The sequence below is a fragment of the Chitinophaga sp. LS1 genome, assembly GCF_034274695.1.
Taxonomy (GTDB): domain Bacteria; phylum Bacteroidota; class Bacteroidia; order Chitinophagales; family Chitinophagaceae; genus Chitinophaga.
The window spans coordinates 5,348,012-5,366,519 of the sequence record NZ_CP128362.1 but is presented as its reverse complement, the minus strand read 5'-3'; the positions used below and the strand labels follow the sequence as shown (position 1 = coordinate 5,366,519).

At 44.3% G+C, this 18,508-nt stretch carries 13 protein-coding genes; 9 read left to right on the top strand and 4 right to left on the bottom strand.

Annotated features, from left to right (window positions below):
• The first annotated feature begins 24 nt into the window (after positions 1-24).
• Positions 25-2,955 carry an FAD-binding and (Fe-S)-binding domain-containing protein gene (locus QQL36_RS22075; protein ID WP_321566798.1) on the top strand — a complete coding sequence of 977 codons (2,931 nt, stop codon included), beginning with the start codon at positions 25-27 and terminating at the stop codon, positions 2,953-2,955.
• A gap of 113 nt (positions 2,956-3,068) precedes the next feature.
• Here QQL36_RS22075 and QQL36_RS22070 read toward each other — a convergent pair whose 3' ends face one another.
• On the bottom strand, positions 3,069-3,623 hold the full coding sequence (locus tag QQL36_RS22070; protein ID WP_083726146.1) for an RNA polymerase sigma factor: 555 nt from the start codon (positions 3,621-3,623) through the stop codon (positions 3,069-3,071).
• A gap of 198 nt (positions 3,624-3,821) precedes the next feature.
• Here QQL36_RS22070 and QQL36_RS22065 point away from each other — a divergent pair, with 198 nt between their 5' ends.
• From QQL36_RS22065 to QQL36_RS22035, 7 genes are all read left to right on the top strand, one after another.
• Positions 3,822-4,754: a FecR family protein gene (locus QQL36_RS22065; RefSeq protein ID WP_321566797.1), complete on the top strand. Its 933-nt coding sequence runs from the start codon at positions 3,822-3,824 to the stop codon at positions 4,752-4,754.
• Positions 4,735-7,800 (top strand): TonB-dependent receptor, encoded by a 3,066-nt coding sequence (locus QQL36_RS22060; protein WP_321566796.1) that lies wholly within the window; start codon positions 4,735-4,737, stop codon positions 7,798-7,800. Before QQL36_RS22065 ends, QQL36_RS22060 begins: the two co-directional genes overlap by 20 nt.
• A gap of 5 nt (positions 7,801-7,805) precedes the next feature.
• Positions 7,806-9,140, top strand: coding sequence for a DUF4876 domain-containing protein (locus QQL36_RS22055; RefSeq protein WP_321566795.1), 1,335 nt, complete (start codon positions 7,806-7,808; stop codon positions 9,138-9,140).
• Entirely contained in the window at positions 9,140-10,654 is a 1,515-nt protein-coding gene (locus QQL36_RS22050) for a DUF6850 family outer membrane beta-barrel protein (protein ID WP_321566794.1), read from the top strand. The genes QQL36_RS22055 and QQL36_RS22050 overlap by 1 nt, the downstream gene beginning before the upstream one ends.
• A 9-nt stretch (positions 10,655-10,663) precedes the next feature.
• Positions 10,664-11,785, top strand: coding sequence for a cytochrome-c peroxidase (locus QQL36_RS22045; RefSeq protein WP_321566793.1), 1,122 nt, complete (start codon positions 10,664-10,666; stop codon positions 11,783-11,785).
• Positions 11,786-11,939: 154 nt separating this feature from the next.
• A complete protein-coding gene (locus QQL36_RS22040; protein WP_321566792.1) occupies positions 11,940-12,467 on the top strand; it encodes a hypothetical protein in 528 nt (175 codons plus the stop codon).
• Positions 12,468-12,775: 308 nt separating this feature from the next.
• Positions 12,776-13,276 (top strand): OmpH family outer membrane protein, encoded by a 501-nt coding sequence (locus QQL36_RS22035; RefSeq protein WP_321566791.1) that lies wholly within the window; start codon positions 12,776-12,778, stop codon positions 13,274-13,276.
• 259 nt (positions 13,277-13,535) lie between these two features.
• On the opposite strand, the gene QQL36_RS22030 is transcribed toward QQL36_RS22035, so the two are convergent.
• Together QQL36_RS22030 and QQL36_RS22025 are read right to left on the bottom strand one after the other, a co-directional pair.
• On the bottom strand, positions 13,536-14,414 hold the full coding sequence (locus tag QQL36_RS22030) for an inositol oxygenase family protein (RefSeq protein WP_083726130.1): 879 nt from the start codon (positions 14,412-14,414) through the stop codon (positions 13,536-13,538).
• Between the two features lie 189 nt (positions 14,415-14,603).
• Complete coding sequence (locus QQL36_RS22025) at positions 14,604-16,235, bottom strand: sodium/sugar symporter (protein ID WP_321566790.1); 1,632 nt, start codon at positions 16,233-16,235, stop codon at positions 14,604-14,606.
• Positions 16,236-16,342: 107 nt separating this feature from the next.
• Between QQL36_RS22025 and QQL36_RS22020 the strand changes: the two genes are divergently transcribed.
• The gene (locus QQL36_RS22020) at positions 16,343-17,371 is read left to right on the top strand and encodes a hypothetical protein (protein ID WP_321566789.1); all 1,029 of its coding nucleotides are present in this window, start codon (positions 16,343-16,345) and stop codon (positions 17,369-17,371) included.
• A 27-nt stretch (positions 17,372-17,398) separates the two neighbouring features.
• Here the strand turns inward: QQL36_RS22020 and QQL36_RS22015 are convergent, their stop codons facing one another.
• Positions 17,399-18,358 carry a (-)-gamma-cadinene synthase gene (locus tag QQL36_RS22015; protein WP_143708970.1) on the bottom strand — a complete coding sequence of 320 codons (960 nt, stop codon included), beginning with the start codon at positions 18,356-18,358 and terminating at the stop codon, positions 17,399-17,401.
• Between the last annotated feature and the right edge of the window lie 150 nt (positions 18,359-18,508).

The window sequence follows — 18,508 nt, the reverse complement described above, 5'->3', positions numbered from 1 at the left end:
GCCTTCTGAAAAGGGAAGATTAATATGCGCGAAAAGCTTAGGGAGCTTGCCGGACAATTTACCGGAACGTTATACACTGATGACACCATGCGTACCCTGTACGCCACAGATGCTTCAGCATACAGAGAAATGCCATTGGCAGTAGCTATTCCAGCCAATGAAGAAGACATCAAAACACTGATCCGATTTGCGAGGGCAAACAAGACGTCGCTGATTCCGCGAACGGCAGGTACCTCGCTGGCAGGACAGGTAGTCGGAAACGGTATCATAGTAGACGTGTCGCGCACCTTCACCAAAATCCTCGAAATCAATACAGAAGAACATTGGGTACGAGTTCAGCCCGGCGTGATCCGCGATGAACTCAATCTATTCCTGAAACCATACGGCTTCTACTTCGGTCCGGAAACATCGACCGCTAACCGCGCCATGATCGGCGGGATGGTGGGCAATAACTCCTGCGGTTCCAACTCCGTTGTGTATGGCAGTACCCGCGAACACCTGCTGGAAGTAAAGGCTATTCTCAGCGATGGATCGGACGTGACGTTCAACAGCATCTCTGCCGAAGAGTTTCATGCCCGTTGTGAAAAGAACGATGGCAGCCTGGAAACCGCTGTTTATAAACAAATGCGTACCCTGCTTGGTAACCACTCCAACCAGGAAGAAATACGCCGCGAATTTCCAAAGCCAAGCATCCTGCGCAGAAATACTGGTTATGCTGTAGACATGTTGCTGGAAACTGCACCCTTCACTGCCGGTAAAGAAGACTTTAACTTCTGTAAACTCATTGCCGGTTCCGAAGGGACCCTCGCGTTCCTCACTGAAATTAAAATCAACGTATCGCCCCTGCCTCCAAAAGAGACAGGTCTGCTCTGCGTACACTTTAATAACGTAGACGAATCACTGCGTGCGAATATTATTGCCATGCAATATAAACCCAGCGCCAGTGAACTGATCGACCACTACATACTCGAGTGTACAAAAGACAATATTGAACAAAGCAAGAACCGCTTCTTTGTACAGGGCGATCCCGGCGCGATACTCGTGGTGGAATTCCTGCGCGATACCCGGGAGGAAATCACAGAGATCTCAGACCGCCTCACTGCGGAACTGAAAGCCGCGGGGCTGGGCTACCACTTCCCCCTCCTGTTTGGTGCTGATTCCAAGAAGATCTGGACACTGCGCAAAGCAGGTCTTGGTTTGCTTAGTAACCTGCCGGGTGATGAAAAAGCGGTGCCAGTGATCGAAGATACTGCTATCGACATCTACGACCTGCCTGACTATATCCGCGACTTTAACGAGGTCTTAAAAGCCAATAATCTCTACTGTGTGCACTATGCACATGCGGGTAGCGGTGAGATCCACCTTCGTCCAATCATCAATCTGAAAACAGAAGAAGGGAACGCCCTCTTCCGTAAAATTGCTGAAGAGATTGCGACACTTGTAAAGAAATACAAAGGTTCACTGAGTGGTGAGCACGGTGATGGTCGCTTGCGTGGTGAGTTCATCCGCCAGATGATCGGGGATAAAAACTATGAGCTGCTCAGAGATGTAAAGTATACGTGGGATCCGGAGAACATCTTCAATCCGAATAAGATTGTAGATACGCCGAGTATGAACAGCATGTTGCGTTATACACCAGGGCAAAAAACACCGCCTATTCAGACTGTCTTTCACTTCCCGGAACAGACCATTCTGCAACACGCAGAGCAGTGTAACGGTTCCGGCGATTGCCGTAAGACGCAACTGAGTGGTGGGACCATGTGTCCAAGCTATATGGCTACGCGCAATGAAAAGGATACCACCCGTGCAAGGGCGAATATCCTGCGTGAGTTCCTGACGCATTCCAATAAAGAAAACCGTTTCGATCATAAAGAGATCAAAGAAGTACTGGACCTTTGTCTGGCTTGTAAAGGCTGTAAGTCTGAATGTCCTTCAAATGTAGATATGGCGAAACTGAAAATGGAATTCCTGCAGCATTATTATGATGCGAATGGGGTGCCGTTTAGAGCAAAGCTGATCAGTAATTATAACCGCCTGAATGGGTTGGCACAGTATGTACCGGGCATTTACAACTGGATGATCAGTACGAAGGTAACCGGGAATATTATTAAGAAAACTTCTGGTTTTGCGAAAGATCGTTCATTGCCGGGGTTACAATCTATTACCCTCCGTCGCTGGTTTAAGAAAGAGTGGCCGGGTATAAAGGCAGGATTGCCAGTGGCCACCAGGAAGGTGTATTTGTTCTGTGATGAGTTTACGAACTTCAATGATACACATATTGGTATCAAAGCAGTGCAGTTGTTGTATCGCCTGGGATATGATGTGGTGATGATTGAGCATCCGGAAAGTGCACGTGCATGGTTGTCTAAAGGGTTGCTGCGTAAAGCAAGGGTATTTGCAGAGCAGAATGTACGGATCTTTAGTGAGGTGATAAATGATAATGTGCCATTGTTGGGTGTGGAGCCTTCGGCTATTTTAAGTTTTAGAGATGAGTATCCTGATCTGGTGCGGGAGGAATTGAGATCTTCAGCGAAAGCGTTGGCGAAAAATGTATTTCTGATTGATGAGTTTTTGAATAAAGAAGCGGAGAAAGGGAATATTAAAGCTTCACAGTTTACTGATGAGAAAAAACAAATAAAACTGCATGGGCATTGTCAGCAAAAGGCGTTGTCTTCCGCATTGTTTAGTAAGAATATGTTATCACTGCCGGCACAGTATTCAGTGGAGGTAATTCCTTCTGGCTGTTGTGGTATGGCGGGGTCGTTTGGGTATGAGGAGGAACATTATGATTTATCTATGCAGATAGGTGAACTCGTTTTATTTCCAGCTGTAAGGAGTGCGGCGGATGATACGCTGATAGCGGCGCCGGGTACAAGTTGCAGGCATCAGGTGAAGGATGGAACGGGGAAGAAAGCCCTTCATCCAATCGAAATATTATTCGACGCATTAAAATAGATTTTACGGCCTTCGGCCGTGATGAATGATTCGTTAACCAAAACTAAAAAGCTTTTGCCTTTGGCAAAAGCTTTTTAGTTTTGGTTAGTTTAGGATAATTAAGTCAATCTAAGTTAATTCAATTCCTTCCTCAATTCCTTGATCGCTTCATGCACCTTATTATAAATCGTCCGCTCCGCTAGCCCTGTTTTCAGCGCTATCTCCGCATAAGACAATCCTTCAAAATATTTCAACCGGATCAATAATTGTTTTCTCTCCGAAAGACGTTGAATAGCATTTGTAATCCTCTGTTGTAGCAAAATATCAGCTTCCCGATGCAGGGACGCCTGTTCCGGAGATTGTTCAGTGTATAGCTGTAAATGTTCGTCTGTCAGTTCCTGTACAATCGAATTCGCGCCTTCTTCCTTCAATAATTTCCGCCTGAAACTCGTCGTCACATAAGTGAGCGGATATTCAATATCCTGCAACGTTTCGCGCTGCTGCCACAACTGCAGGAATTGCTGGTTCAATACATCTTTGACCAGATCCCTGTCAGCCGTAATTTTCAATCCTATCGATAACAAATAAGGGAAAAACTGACGGTACAATGCGTAAAAATCCTGTTCGCTACGATTATTTACAAATGCCGTCCATAACGCCCGGATTTCTGCTGTTCCCCTGGCTCCCATGTGTTGGCAATTAAAGCCGCAAAGCTACCCCATTCAAAAAAGGATCGTTTACGGATTCGGGAAAAATGTATCTGTTAAAGTTTTCCCAAATTGATCATTGCCCCTGAAACACCTTATGGCACGGCGTTTCCCGCTACAAAATTCTTTCTCCCTCAAAAACATGAGGGTAAAAACAAAATTCTCCCTGCTCTATATAGTATGAATCAGCCATTAAACATAGAAACATTACTGCTAGACGACAGCTTCATTCAATACTGCCTTGGCAAAGCAGACGAAGCGACTATCCATCATTGGAATACGATCAGCAATGTACATCCTGAGATTGTAGCCCAGGCCAAAGAAATTGTACTCGGTATTTATAACTGGGGCGCCAGCGAAGAGTTAAATCTTGCTACCGACGCGCTGCGCAGACAAATTGATAAACCTGCACGTATCTATCGCATCATCAGGCGTGCTAGCATTGCAGCAGCTGTTTTGTTCGTAGCAGTTATTAGTTATATGCTACTACAGCCAGACTCCATGATCACTCTCAGCACTGCGGACAGTGTTAAAAAACTGACCCTGCCTGACAGTACTGTTATCTGGATGAATGCAAAAACTACTATTCAGTATGCAGGTAGAAAAGTCATTCTCAAAGAAGGTGAAATTTTCTGCGAAGTTCAGCACGACGTAAACAATCCATTCACCGTTACCACTGCTACAGGATTGGAAGTAGCCGATATCGGCACCAGTTTCCAGGTGCGTAGTTACAAAGCACAGCGCGATGAAAAGGTAAGTGTAACAAGTGGTGTTGTAAAAGTAAAAGATCAGCTTTTACAACAGGGAGAAGGCATGTCTGTAAACAAAACTACGAAACGGGCTACGCTGATTCCCGCTGAAAACACCAGCTGGATGGAGCAGAAATTTACCCTGAACAATGTAACGCTTAGTCAGCTGTTAGCGTCACTGCAGGAACAATATCACGTACGTTTCAATACTAAAAACAATGGTATCCTGAAATGCCGTGTCACCGTGAGTTTTACGACGGGTGATAACCTTCACGACATTCTGGACAACCTCAATCTGATATACGGAATCACATACAATATCCAACAGGACGAAATTATTTTAGATGGTAAAGGATGTAATTAAAATAGCCTGCCTGCTGCTCATTACAGCGGTCTGCCATGCGCAAACAATCACCTTCCGCACAGAGAACGGCTGGAAGCTGGATCATGCGCTGCTGGCACTCTCAGCACAATCGGGCGTGAATATCGCATTCAATCCCACAGATGCAGACGACATCGCAGTGCCTGTACGATCGTTTGACAAACAGTCAATCGAAAGCATTGCGAGCACACTGCTCAAAGGTACGGGTCTGGCCTTTCGCCTGCAGGGCAATCGCCTCGTGATATACAAATCAGCCACACCTGCACAAAAGAGGATCATACCGCCGCCACCTGCACCAGTGGCGGCTACCAGCAGGAATGTAGTATCCGGTCGCGTACTCACCGAAGATGGCATCGCACTACCTGCCGCCAGTGTACGTATCAAAGAACTGAACCAATACTTTACGACTGACAACTATGGTAACTTTACCATGCTCCTCTCCGGTATAAGCACCTTTACCCTTGAAATTTCTTATGTAGGCTACCAGCAACAAATGCGCAAGATAGAACAGCTGGCTACAGACACTATACTTCCCATTGTTTTCATGAAAGAAGTGAGTCTCCGGTTAAAAAATATTGAGGTAACAGCGAACCGCACCTTTGAAGGAAGCTCCAACTCTTCGTTAATGATCACGAGAGAGATGATTGAACAAACTCCTGCATTAAGCCTGAACGATCTGCTGAACCAAATCCCAAACAGAACCATGCAGGCACCTTCCCTGCAGAATGTGCAGAACATACAACTGCGGGCCAACTTTGAAACCACCACTTACGGAAAGGGTGCCTATGAACTGAACAATGCATTTGGTGTTGCCATCATCATGGATGGTAACAACATTACGAATAACATGAACATGCAGACCCGTAATCCCGGGTCGTATGGAGTAGGCATTTCATCCTTTATCACATCTGGCAACAGCTGGGGTTTGAGTGGTTCTGGCACTACGACTTATACCGGTGATTATACCTATGGCGGTACGGATCTGCGCCAGATTCCACCAGATAATATAGAAAGTATTGAAGTCATCTCCGGGGTAGCATCTGCCAGATATGGCGACCTCACCGATGGTGCAGTGGTGATTGAAAGACAGGCGGGGATCTCCAAAGGATACTTCCGTACACAAATACGTGACCAGGCTACCAGCGCCAGCTTTTCAAAAGGCTTCCGCCTTTCACCGAAAGCAGGTATTATGAATGCCAGCTTTAGTTATGTCAATTCCACCTTTGATAATCGTGAGAAACTGAAGGCATACGAGCGAATGACCAGCAATGTAATATGGACAAATTTTTATGGCAAAAATAAACGCCTGAAAAGTACGACCATCGTAGATTACGGACGCAACCTGGATGGGATTAAAAAGGATCCGGACGATGAATCATCTGCCAAAGTACGTTTTGACAGCTGGAACTTCTCCATCTCCAACAAAGCCAACTATCGTGTAAATGGCAGCTTTGTAAAAAACATCACCCTGAATCTCCGATATAGTGAAGGGCACCAGTATTCCTACAAGGAATACGATGTGAACAAGGCTTATATTCTATATACGACAGCTACCACTACCGGTATTCATGAAGGATCGTATGCACCCGGCATCTATAGGGGCACCAACATCATCGATGGCCGCCCCGTTACAGCGACTGCCGGCCTGGATATGAGCAATGAATTCAGAACCGGTACAATCAGTCATTTCCTCACTATCGGGGGTAACTATAACTATGGCCGGAACAAAGGCCTGGGGCAACTGGCAGATGGCGAAAAACCGCAGCTACTGGCATATGTAAGTACCAGTGGCAGTCAGACACCAGGAATGGGTGAGCGTTATTACGATTATAGCCGCATCGTACCCCAGCAGGACTTCGGCTTTTATGCAGAAGATGTATTTAAAATGCGGGTGTCTGATCGCAATCTGCACGTAAGAGCAGGTGGCAGAGTGGATATACAGAATGGGAAAGTGACAGGGTCACCCCGTATCAATACAAACTATGAAGTAAACAAAACCCTGCGTGTTGGTCTGGCATATGGTATTGCCTTTAAATCGCCGGCACTGGCACAACGCTATCCCGGACCGTCTTTCCAGGAAATCCCTTTATTGAATGCTTATAATGGTAAAGAAGCAGAAAGCTATTCCCTGATCTATGTGGATCGTTATGATCAGACGAATAAAAACCTGAAGCCATCACAAAGCCAAACACTGGAGCTATCTGGTCAATACAGAAAAGATGGTTTCAACGTCACCGCCAATCTGTATTCCAAATGGAACAAAAATGGCATCACTGCCACCGGTAACTATGAAGTGATCAGCCTTCCAGCTTACACTGCTACCTATGTGGAAGGCGCCAAACCAATTGTGACAATAGATAGCATGAAAAAATACCAGCTGAACAGATACAGTTTCCAGAACATTCTGGCATCTACCAGCCGGGGGATAGAACTGATCGTAAGTACACCAAAGGTAAAGGCCATCGCTACTTCCTTTACCATCAGCGGCGGTATTAACAGTACGAACTATAGAACTACGACCAGTACTTGGAAAACAAGACCTTCAGATGTAACTACCACTCAATCTGACTACGCACTAATGGGGTTGTATCCTGCTACCAACAGTACTACGACTTTCAGCAATGGGCGTGTTACATCTGTCACCCATATTCCGAAGATCAGTCTGATCGTGCAGTTCACAGCTGAATGTACCATTATCAGCAAAACCAAAACTGCAGAAAGCAATGGCATCCCCATTGCCTACCGCACTATCGGATACGACTATGTGGCGATCACAAAATTCGATAAAAACGATCCAAGGTATGGCTACCTGTATATGCCCACTTCTGAAACAAACACCAACAGCGCTCCCAACCCTATCATGAACTTCCACATGAGCGTGGGTAAGGAAATCCGCCAGCGGTTCAAGTTTGCCTTCAACGTTTACAATGTATTCAATTATCAACCCTGGTATCAAACCAGTTCGAACTCATACGTATTTCCCAACACCGCTCCTACATTCGGAGCAGAACTATCTGTAAAAATTTAAAGATAATGAAAAAGATCTCTTACTTACTCCTGCTGATCACTATAGCTACAATTTATTCCTGTAAGAAGGAAGAAGCAGTTTCTACTGGCATAACTCCTGTGAACCTCGTCGTAAACCTTGCATATGACCTCGATTCAAGTGGATATGAACTGCCAATAAAAGGGGTGAGTGTAAAAATTACAAACACCGGTACCAACAGTATGCTGAGCACAACTTCCAATGACTCAGGTATTGCACGCTTCACAGGTATTCCTGCAGGTACTTATGATATTGATGCCAGCATTACCATCGATGATACCACTTACTACCAGATCACCGGTACTTATATCAGCAGTGATATCACCTTCAATGCTGCTGAAAAAAATACGGCGATCGCTGTGGGCAATGATGTAACGCTGAATATGACACTCGTAGCTGGTACCACCGGTCAATGGGTGATCAAACAAATTTATTATGCCGGTTCTCACCGTACCAATGGTGCGCTGTACCGCGATCAGTTCTTCGAAATTTATAACAATAGTGACCAGGTATTATATGCTGACAGTATGTACATTGGTCAGGTGTTTGGCAGACAATCATTCACCAACACCACTTACTATACACTTGCAAATGGTCAGATGGACTGGACATATTCTGTAAATATGCCTACAGACATTAATCCTAATAGCGATTACGTATACACCCGTACCCTACTCATGATACCTGGCAATGGTACTACATATCCCGTACAACCAGGTGAAAGCATCGTGATCGCACAAACAGCGATGAACCACAAAGAACCATGGACTGGCTCCAATGGTACTACCATCACAGTAAAAGATCCTTCCCTGACAGTAGATCTAAGCGGTGCTGATTTCGAAACCTACTATGCCCCTTTCCTCAGCAGCGCACTGTCATCTGACGTAGACAATATCAGTGTACCAAATGTGGAAGTATTACAGTATTTCGGTAGTGACTGGATCCTGGATAATAACGGTCGTGATGCGTATGTAATTTTCAAAGTGGATGGCTCACAGGTAGTGAAGAATTGGCCTCAGTACAACTTCCCTACCATCAGCACACCATCATCTACCGCTACAAAGTATTACCAGATTCCAAACAAGTATGTGATCGATGCCGTAGAAATACAGCCAAATACAGCAGAAGACCGTGTGCCTAAAAAACTGGGTGCTTCCTTTGATGCAGGTTATACATTCGCACCACTGGGTTCTTACTCCTCACAGTCAGTGATCCGTAAAACACTGAAAACAGTAAATGGAAGAATTATCTTAAAAGATACCAATAACTCTACTGAAGATTTCGATTACTTCGACGTTGCTAATCCAAGAGGATTTAAATAATGAAAAAAATAATTCTGTTTATTATATCTGTAGGTTATCTTCCTGTTGTCCTTGCCCAGGGACAACAGGAAATTCCTGCTATGCAATTGGCAGCAGATTCCACCAGGCATTTGTTATATCAGGCAGGGAAGCTCACTCCTTCCTTTATTCATCTGCTTATGCCCTCGGCTTATAATACGGCCCGGCTGGATTACGGCGTGATTGCAGGTAAGTTCATGGCAGCACAGGATGCCACAAATGATAAGACCTTCCGCTTTAATACGGAAGGTAAAACTGTGATTGGCAAAACTGATCTATGGGGTTCATTTGACTACCAACGTACGTCTGAGGACAGTACACATTTTGCGCATCAGAGCAGGAACAATACTTCTACCCCTTACTATTTCGGATCACCAGCCAATCTGAGTTATCACAGAGTGATTTATACAGCCCGTGCAGGTGGACAGAGACGTTTCTTCAATGAGCATATGCCGGTAGTAGCCAGTATTGATTACCGCATCGGCAATCACTTTTCTGTGAATGATCCCAGAGGAAGTATCAGGGATTACCAGTTCAATATGAATGCAGGTACCGGGTATGCATGGCGACAAAAGCTAATAGCAACGATAGATGGTTACTATGGCTATGGGGCAGAAGTAGTCAACATTTCATATAAAAATACGACTTATAGCGAAAGCACTGTATATGCGAATTACGTCAACTACATGATCAATGGCTACTCAGAGCCCAATCCAAAATTGTCGGATCGTAATTACACCACCCGCTTCCGCAGAAGTGGCGGTGGTGTATCAATACTATACAAGGATAAAGTATTCGGTACATTTGCCCTGACCGCAAAACGCATCAAAGAAAAACAATTCTATTACTACCCTTCCAGTGCAGGGTTTGATACACTCGCGTATTACAATATAACAAAAACAGAACTACATGCACTGTGGTCTAAAAATAAGTGGGCAGCGAAGTTTGATTACAACACACAAAAGGGCGGCGATTACCAAATCAACTACAAAGCGAACAACTACCAGTACCGTTCAAAGGATTATACCTTCCGTGCGGTATATACAGGTCGTATTTTCAATTATGGACTACAGCTGAATAATAATTCAGAAGAACGTCTGGATGGTGTGACTGGCAATCACGTCAGCTACGAACATTATACTATCCAACCCAATATTGGCTGGAACCATGCCAACAAAAACAAAGATCGCTGGGGTGCCGATCTGGCCCTACACTACACTGAGTCCATTCATCCATCTATTTACACCACCTCCATTAACGTTAGCTATTTCACCCACCAGGTGATACAATACAATTACTATTACAATGCTGCCACTACTGCCGGTGGCCGTTTCTCCTTACAATACACCAAACATTTCAAAGGATTTTACGCAGGTCTGAAAGGTACCATAGCATATACGGAGGCAATCAAAGAAAGTGCACTGATCCTGGATGGAGCCATGAAACCCGGCAAGGATAGGACATACGGAAATCTAGCCATTCAATTTTATTTTTAATACACCCACATGAAAAGGTCAATTCTGATAGTAGGAAGCTTTATTATTTTATGTTCCCTGAACAGTTATACTGTTCATCATTTTAAGAGCGAAGCAGATTCATTGCGTACCCTGTATAGTAAGCCCGTGGCGGAATGGCCAAGGCCTGATATAGATAGTGGTATACACTATGAAGAGATGCAGGCATTGCCAAAAGAGAATGCCTGGGCAGATGGAATGAAAGATCCGGAAGTGCAATTAGGGAAGTTGTTATTCTTCGATCCACGTTTATCGCGTTCCAGCCAGATCTCCTGTAGTAGTTGTCACGAGCCGGATCTGGCCTGGACAGATGGCCGAAGGATTTCCTTAGGTAATGATCATTTGCAGGGTACACGAAATACACCGACGCTGCTGAATGTATTTATTTACGGTGGTAGTTATTTCTGGGATGGCAGGGCGAATAGCTTAGGCAATCAGATCTTCGGGCCATTGAGTGCGCACCATGAGATGGATATGGATACGGCATTGCTGCCCGCAAAATTGCAGGACATCAAAGGATACGATTCTCTGTTTAAAACGGTATACAAGGATAGGGTAACATTGTCGCATATCAGCACCGCGCTGACGGCATTTGAAAAAACCATTCGCAGCAGGAAGAGTCGGTTTGATTTATTCCTGCAAGGGAAAGATAGTGCCTTTACTGATCAGGAGATCAAAGGACTGCATGTGTTCCGTACCAAGGCACGTTGTATGAATTGTCACCACGGCACCTATCTGACCGATAAGCAGTTTCACAACATTGGTCTTACTTATTACAAGCGTAAATATGAAGACCTGGGCAGGTATGAGATTTCAAAGGATACAAATGATGTAGGCCGTTTCCGTACACCGTCATTGAGAGATGTGGCGTACACAGGTCCTTATATGCATAACGGCCTTTTCCCTGAGTTGGAAGGCATCGTGAATTTATATAACAGCGGTATGCAGATCAGGCCAAGACCAGAGTTGGAAAATGATCCGATGTTCCCGAAAACAGATGTGATCATGCGACCATTGAAGTTAACATTAGAAGAAAGAAATGCAGTAGTAGCCTTCTTAAATGCGGTATCTACGCGACCAATTCATGTAGCAAGGCCAGTTTTACCCCAATAATTGTGTGTCCCTTTTAAAAAGGGACACATTATTTTATTTTGTTAATTGAAAAAGTGTAATATCTTTGCACCGGGACAAATAAAAAAACATTAACCCTTTTAGTGGTAACCCGAATTATTTATTCTATAAACCTATACTGAAACTCAAAACAAACATGAAAAAACTCCTGTTTTCTGCTGCTTTTGCGGCCCTGTTCTTTACTGCCTGTAAGAAAGATGATGACAACTCCAACAAAGGATCTTTTACTGTAAATGGCAAAACCTATGTAACTAACTATGGTTACGAATCCATCGATGCATCTGAAGGTAATGGCTGGGGGGATATTGCATTTTTCAGCGATAACCTGACTACACTGAACAGCGAAACTTATACTGGTACTGTTCACTATGTAGACCTGGGTATTGACACACTGATTGATGGTGCTACCTACACTTATCTGTCTTCCGGCGATGCGTCATATGACAAGACAAAGAACTTTTATTATGCTGAAGTGGAAGCTAACATGAAGCTGGTAAATGGTAGCTGGGTTTCTTCAGCTGACGAAGTGGAACTGTACAGCCCCAATAGCGGTACAGTAACCGTGAAAAAATCTGGTAGCGATTATACTGTTAGTTACAATCTGAAATATGATGATAATGTAACTGTGACAGGTAGCTATTCTGGTACTTTGAGCAAAGAATAATATTTCTGTAACGACTAAAAAGTACTTTACTCGTTAAAACAAAAGGTGAATATTTTAGTTACAAAAATAGACAGAAAGCTGTCCGGGGCAAGCCGGGCAGCTTTTCTTATTTTAAAGAAAGAAAAAGAGAATTTATACCAACCCCTACAGCTTAACTTTCCTTTATCATTACCTTAACTTTTTATTAAAAGACTATTATCCACCTTAGCGCTATCACGGTAGCGGATCAACTGTCACTGCAGTTTTGATCCGAAGGGATTGCTAATGAAGATGTTGTTTCGCTATCCTTTTCTAACCAAACAAAACCTATGCGCAAAATTTTTACGCTCGTTATCCTGTTGCTCATTTTTTCTTCTACATCATTTGCACAGGCGAAAATTGCCTATGTAAATATGCAACAATTAGTTATCAGTATGCCGGAAGCTCAGAAAGCATATGATTCACTGCAACGGTATCAACAGGCATTACTGAAAGATGGACAGGCATTGGTTGTTGCGTACCAGGCGAGAGCCAATGAATTTGACAGTTTGCAGGAGAAAATGAGCCCTGCTATCAGGGAAGTGAGATTGAGAGAGCTGGAACAATCTAAAAACAACATTGAAGAATACCGGCAAAAGATGGAGCAGCAGCTTTCGGACCGGGAGGCAAAATTGACGGCTCCGATTCTGGCCAAAGCGAAGAAAGCCATCTCTGACCTGGCAGCAGAGAAAGGTTATGTATGTGTACTCGATAATTCAAAAGATATTGTAATTACGGCTACCTGCGAAGATCTTTTGCCGGCAGCCAAACAAAAATTAGGCATAAAATAAGCGGTCTTTCGCCATTGCTCCCAACCCACACACGACAAACGAAAGATGTATTCAAAGTAGCCCCTCCCAATTCGGGAGGGGTCCTACTAAATGATTAACCACCTCAATAAAGATTTTTTTTCCATTAGTTGTCTGAATAAAAAACGGCTGTTTCATTTCTGAAACGGCCGCATTTATTTTATCCGGCCTTTTTACAGGCGGCATGTATTTTTATTCTAAGCCCTATACTTACGGTATTTATCTTTATTCTAACCGTTATTTACAGGCGAATAGTAGCTGGCAGGTACTTCGCAATCAAATCTTCATAATAAGGCTTTAATTCGGAAATAACCGGTGGTTTTGGACTCTTGCTATACAGATCATATGGATTGAATTTCTTCACCCACTCAAACATTTCTTTATCATGATTGGTCATGAGGTGCTCGTAGGCATGTTCCCTGTGTTGTGAATAGAATGAGTGATAACGGATCATGTACAGGGCCGGTTCCGGCAGGTAATTCTTCGTCATCTGGTACAGGTATTCATCATGGCCCCAGCTCATGGATACATTATCCAGACCGCAGTGCGGGCTGTAAATACCATATTTGGAATTATAACGCTCGTCTCTCGTATCAGGGTTAAGTGCGAAAAATTCCGGATAGACAATCTTATCAGAGAAAGCACATCCTACAGGAAAGGTATCTCCTACTACCGCCCATTGGGCTTCGCCGAACAGGCACAATACTTTGCCCATGTCATGGATAAAACCAGTGAGCACAAACCAGTCAGGGTGACCGTCTGCACGGATCGCCTCTGCGGTTTGCAACAGGTGTTGCAGCTGGTCAAGGTCAATGTCAGGATCTGAATCGTCCACTAAAGTGTTCAGGAATTCCATGGCGCCCCATACAGGCATTTCTTTTCTGTTGAAACGGAGGAAATCTGCCCTCTTCTGCTGCACAAACTCATAAGTCTGATAGGTATGATTAAGGCGGTAAAAATCCCGAACAGTGTCTCTGCCAGGGTTTTCATAATTACGAAACTCTTCTTTGGCTTTGGCTGGTTCACCGGCATCCGGGTAGCGCAGGAGTACATCATCTTCCCATTGTTCTATGCTCTGCAGTGGGTGTAATTCCTCACCGGAGAAATTATGTGCTTTCATACGTGTAGATTTAAGTAAAAGAGTGGAATCAGACTTAACAATCTGAATTTACAAATTACAATCGATTTCAACAAATGATTTTGGGTGATTTTGAGAGTGTTTTGTGCTTTTTTGCAAAAAAAAACCGTTTTGCCTTCGGCAAAACGGTTTTTTTTTGAGCTTTTGAAATTCAGGACAAACAAAATAGTTTTACCAGAAAACCGTATACAAAGCTGTGAGGATACCCATTATAATAACGGACCCCACTACAAATGCAGGGGATGCCTTGAACAATTTCTTATCTACTATTATCACCGGCTGCTGGTATTTACTGTTTTCCTCTGTATAAGTCAGGATCAGCATAATTACTATCAGCAACCCAAACACAATACTCATTCTATCCAAAAACGGAAAATCAGGGAAGGCCCCGCCTGTCCATACCGGCAGGAACTTGAGCAAAGCTGATAATGGAATTGTGAGCAAGGCACCCGCCATGGCAGCTCTTGTAGTTGTTCTTTTCCAGTACAACCCTAAGAGGAAGATGGCTAGTACACCAGGTGCAATGAAACCTACATACTCCTGTATAAACTGGTATGCCTGATCCAGTGTACGTAGTGCTGGTGCTACCATCGCAGCTATGAGCATGGCAACAACTACTACATAACGACCTACTTTTACCAGCTCTTTCTCCGTCGCATCTTTTTTGAAGAACTTATGATAGATATCCAGTGAGAAGATCGTAGAAATACTATTTGCCTTACCCGCCAGAGACGCCACTACAGCAGCTGTGAGCGCGGCAAATGCCAGCCCTTTCAGACCTGCCGGTAATAAATTCAATAATGTAGGATACGCCTGATCCGGTTTTAATGCACCTGCCGCATCATGCAGTTCTGCACCAAATACCCCATTCTGGTATAATACATATGCTGCAATGCCCGGCAGTACAGCAATAACAGGGATCAGTAATTTCAGGAACGCTGCAAACAGGATACCGCTGCGCGCTGTTTTCAGATCCGCACCCAGCGTACGCTGTATAATATACTGGTTACATCCCCAGTAGTTTAAATTATTCACCCACATCCCTCCTATCAACACGGACAATCCCGGTAGATCTTTATAATACGGGTGTGTGGAAGGAAAGATCATATGAAAATGCGTATCCGCTTTTTCCTTTATTAAGCTCAATCCTTTGAAAATATCATCACCATATCCAAAATGTCTGCTCACCATGTGCAGGGCGAGATAGGTCGTAGCCAGACCACCCACGATCAGCACGATCACCTGTATCACATCCGTATAGCCGATCACCTTCATACCGCCCAAAGTCACGACTACGGCAAATAGCGCCAGTCCGAAAATACACCAGTAAAAATCGATCCCGGATATCGCAGAGATGGCCAGTGCACCTAAATAAATAATAGAAGTTAGGTTGACAAACACATACACCAGCAACCAGAACACAGCCATGATGGTACTCACCGTGGAATTGTACCGCTGTAATAAAAACTGTGGCATGGTGTAAATCCTGTTTTTCAGGTACACGGGTATAAAAAACACTGCGACAATAATGAGCGTGGCGGCACTCATCCATTCATAAGTGGATATTGCCAATCCCAGTGCAAACCCTGACCCGGACATTCCGATAAAGTGCTCTGCACTGATATTGGACGCGATCAGTGAAGCTCCGATAGCCCACCATGTCAATGATCCTTCTGCCAAAAAGAAGTCTTTGGAACTCGCCATGGCAGACTTCTTGCGACTGTAGATCCAGTAGCCGTAACTTGCTACTATCACAAAATAAATTAGGAAGACGATATAATCGAGTTGCTGTAAATGCTTCATTACAACTAAGCTGTTTAATTGGCCTTAGGGAAAATTATAACTGGGCAAAGAAAGGAAAATATACGGAATTAATGCAGGCTTTTCATTTTATATTATATTTACCCAATATGCTGGAAGTTGACAAAAAAGACGCCCATCTGCTTGAAAGAGCCATTTCACAGTGGGAAACCGATTCCCTTATCACCCCCGACCAGGCACAAAACCTGCGAGGTACCTGGCACATCCGCACTACGGACTGGCAGGCGATTACCCTGTATATTTTTATTGCTGCTATTTCATGTGCACTCATGGCTTTCGGCGCACTGGTGCTGGATGAAAAATGGATTGAAGTACTCAGACTAAAGTTCTCGCTGGACGATGGCATTATCTCTGCGGGATTTGCACTACTCACTGTATTCCTTTGTATCCACGGTTACCGCAGGCAACAACGCTATCCGGTGTACTCACTCAACAGGGAATTATTCTGGCTATTGCCTATACTGAGTATAGGAGTCAGCGTTGTCTATTTAGGCAAGTCATTTCATTATCTCAATGGGAACTACGGTGTGTTTTGGCTAGCCGCTACGGCCTGTTATGGTGCACTCGGCGTGGTGTTGTCAAGTCGGCTGTTGTGGTCTGCGACCCTTCTATGTCTCATACCTGCGTATGTAAAACTCACTTATTTTCTCAGTCATGGTCAGCCCTATTTCTGGGGTATGAACTTACCTTGCCGGATGGTGCTGCTGGCGGGGTTGATGATGCTGATCCATGCCGCTTTTTATAAAAATAAACATTACAAACGGATTGAGGATATCACCTGGACGGGGGCGTGGTTATTGTTGTTGCTTTCGGGGTGGTTGATTTCAATTTTTGGGAATACGGCCAACTGGGAAGAATGGCAGCAGGTAAGGCAGATACACCTGCTCTGGTGGGTGATTGGATTTACGATCCTGTGTGTGGGGTCGCAGCTTTGGGGCATCAAAAAACATGATCCTATGATCAGGGATATGGCTGTATTATTCCTACTACTGGATATGTATACACGTTATTTTGAATATCTCTGGGACCGTACCCACAAAGGACTCTTTTTCGCCATACTGGCGGCATCTTTCTGGTGGATCGGAAAACTATTGGAAAGAAGATTAAGAAAAGGCTGATCCTGATGGATCAACCTTTTCTTTCAACTAATGCGCGATTTCAACCTCTCTTACCTGGTACCTTCCTGTATCATAAAAACTCCAGTCATAATTTGCGGTGATCCACGACCGCAGGATCATGATAAACCTTTCCAGTTCCTTATCCATCACTTCTCCAAAAGACGGAACCAGTTTTTCGAGTGCTGTGAACAGTTTCACCTCTTCATTGTGCATACGTGCAGTTTCATCTACTGCTTCCTGCAGAGATAACTGCCGCTCATGCCGTAATACAAGCACGAGGTTGTGCACATCACCCTGTTTTGCTTCCTTGGCGCAGGAGAAGATGTCGTTGCTCCAACATACAATATTATTACAAGCTAAAACCAATCTCTGCACAATAAAATGTTGCAGAATTTCAGAAGGGAGGTAAACTTTTTCGATGATTTCAATGGCCTCCACATCTGCAAACAGTGCCCCGGTATAAGGGCGCATAGTCACGTATTCTGCCACAGTCGGCGTAACATTGGCGGCGCGGTTACCGGCCTCCCAATGGCAGGAAGTAAAGTATTCTTCCATACTCCTGATAAACCGTAATTGCCAGCCCGGAGAACCTAATGCCTGCATGCGGTCCCAGATATCTGCAAAACTGCGGCCGAGGATACTATCCACTGGCGTATTATTACGTATGATTTGCATAAAACTGTCCGTCACGCTCTCCAGGTATACCGCTTTCTTACCCAGTTGTGCTTCATCACACTGGTCGTCGAGCATAAAAAGCCAGGTATTAAAGTTGGCGATCACACAAAGCTCATGTAGGGCTGCATACGGAAAAGCCCTTGCTGCCAGCCATGCAAAGCGTGCTTTATTAAATTTAGCAATGCCTTCCGGCGAATTGACAAGACCGAACTGAGTAACAAAGGCCAGGTTCTGGGCGTGTGCAGCTTCTACATGCTGGTTAATAAATGAGGGAAACGGATAAACTATCCGTGGCATAATGATCGTTGGCATAATAAATTAGGATTTTGAGTGGGTACATGCATCTGCGGCAATAAAGGGCGTAAAAATGAGAAAGGGCCCGACCTTCCGGAGGCGCCGGATGATCAAACCCTCAAACATTCAGGAAAAGGAGTCTCCGGTGCTGTCATTAATAATGACTGC

What these genes read in the sequence shown, in the direction of transcription:
- QQL36_RS22075 (WP_321566798.1), top strand. Translation starts at nt 25, where the DNA reads ATGCGCGAAAAGCTTAGGGAGCTTGCCGGACAATTTACCGGAACGTTA.
- QQL36_RS22070 (WP_083726146.1), bottom strand. Translation starts at nt 3,623, where the DNA reads ATGGGAGCCAGGGGAACAGCAGAAATCCGGGCGTTATGGACGGCATTT.
- QQL36_RS22065 (WP_321566797.1), top strand. Translation starts at nt 3,822, where the DNA reads ATGAATCAGCCATTAAACATAGAAACATTACTGCTAGACGACAGCTTC.
- QQL36_RS22060 (WP_321566796.1), top strand. Translation starts at nt 4,735, where the DNA reads ATGGTAAAGGATGTAATTAAAATAGCCTGCCTGCTGCTCATTACAGCG.
- QQL36_RS22055 (WP_321566795.1), top strand. Translation starts at nt 7,806, where the DNA reads ATGAAAAAGATCTCTTACTTACTCCTGCTGATCACTATAGCTACAATT.
- QQL36_RS22050 (WP_321566794.1), top strand. Translation starts at nt 9,140, where the DNA reads ATGAAAAAAATAATTCTGTTTATTATATCTGTAGGTTATCTTCCTGTT.
- QQL36_RS22045 (WP_321566793.1), top strand. Translation starts at nt 10,664, where the DNA reads ATGAAAAGGTCAATTCTGATAGTAGGAAGCTTTATTATTTTATGTTCC.
- QQL36_RS22040 (WP_321566792.1), top strand. Translation starts at nt 11,940, where the DNA reads ATGAAAAAACTCCTGTTTTCTGCTGCTTTTGCGGCCCTGTTCTTTACT.
- QQL36_RS22035 (WP_321566791.1), top strand. Translation starts at nt 12,776, where the DNA reads ATGCGCAAAATTTTTACGCTCGTTATCCTGTTGCTCATTTTTTCTTCT.
- QQL36_RS22030 (WP_083726130.1), bottom strand. Translation starts at nt 14,414, where the DNA reads ATGAAAGCACATAATTTCTCCGGTGAGGAATTACACCCACTGCAGAGC.
- QQL36_RS22025 (WP_321566790.1), bottom strand. Translation starts at nt 16,235, where the DNA reads ATGAAGCATTTACAGCAACTCGATTATATCGTCTTCCTAATTTATTTT.
- QQL36_RS22020 (WP_321566789.1), top strand. Translation starts at nt 16,343, where the DNA reads ATGCTGGAAGTTGACAAAAAAGACGCCCATCTGCTTGAAAGAGCCATT.
- QQL36_RS22015 (WP_143708970.1), bottom strand. Translation starts at nt 18,358, where the DNA reads ATGCCAACGATCATTATGCCACGGATAGTTTATCCGTTTCCCTCATTT.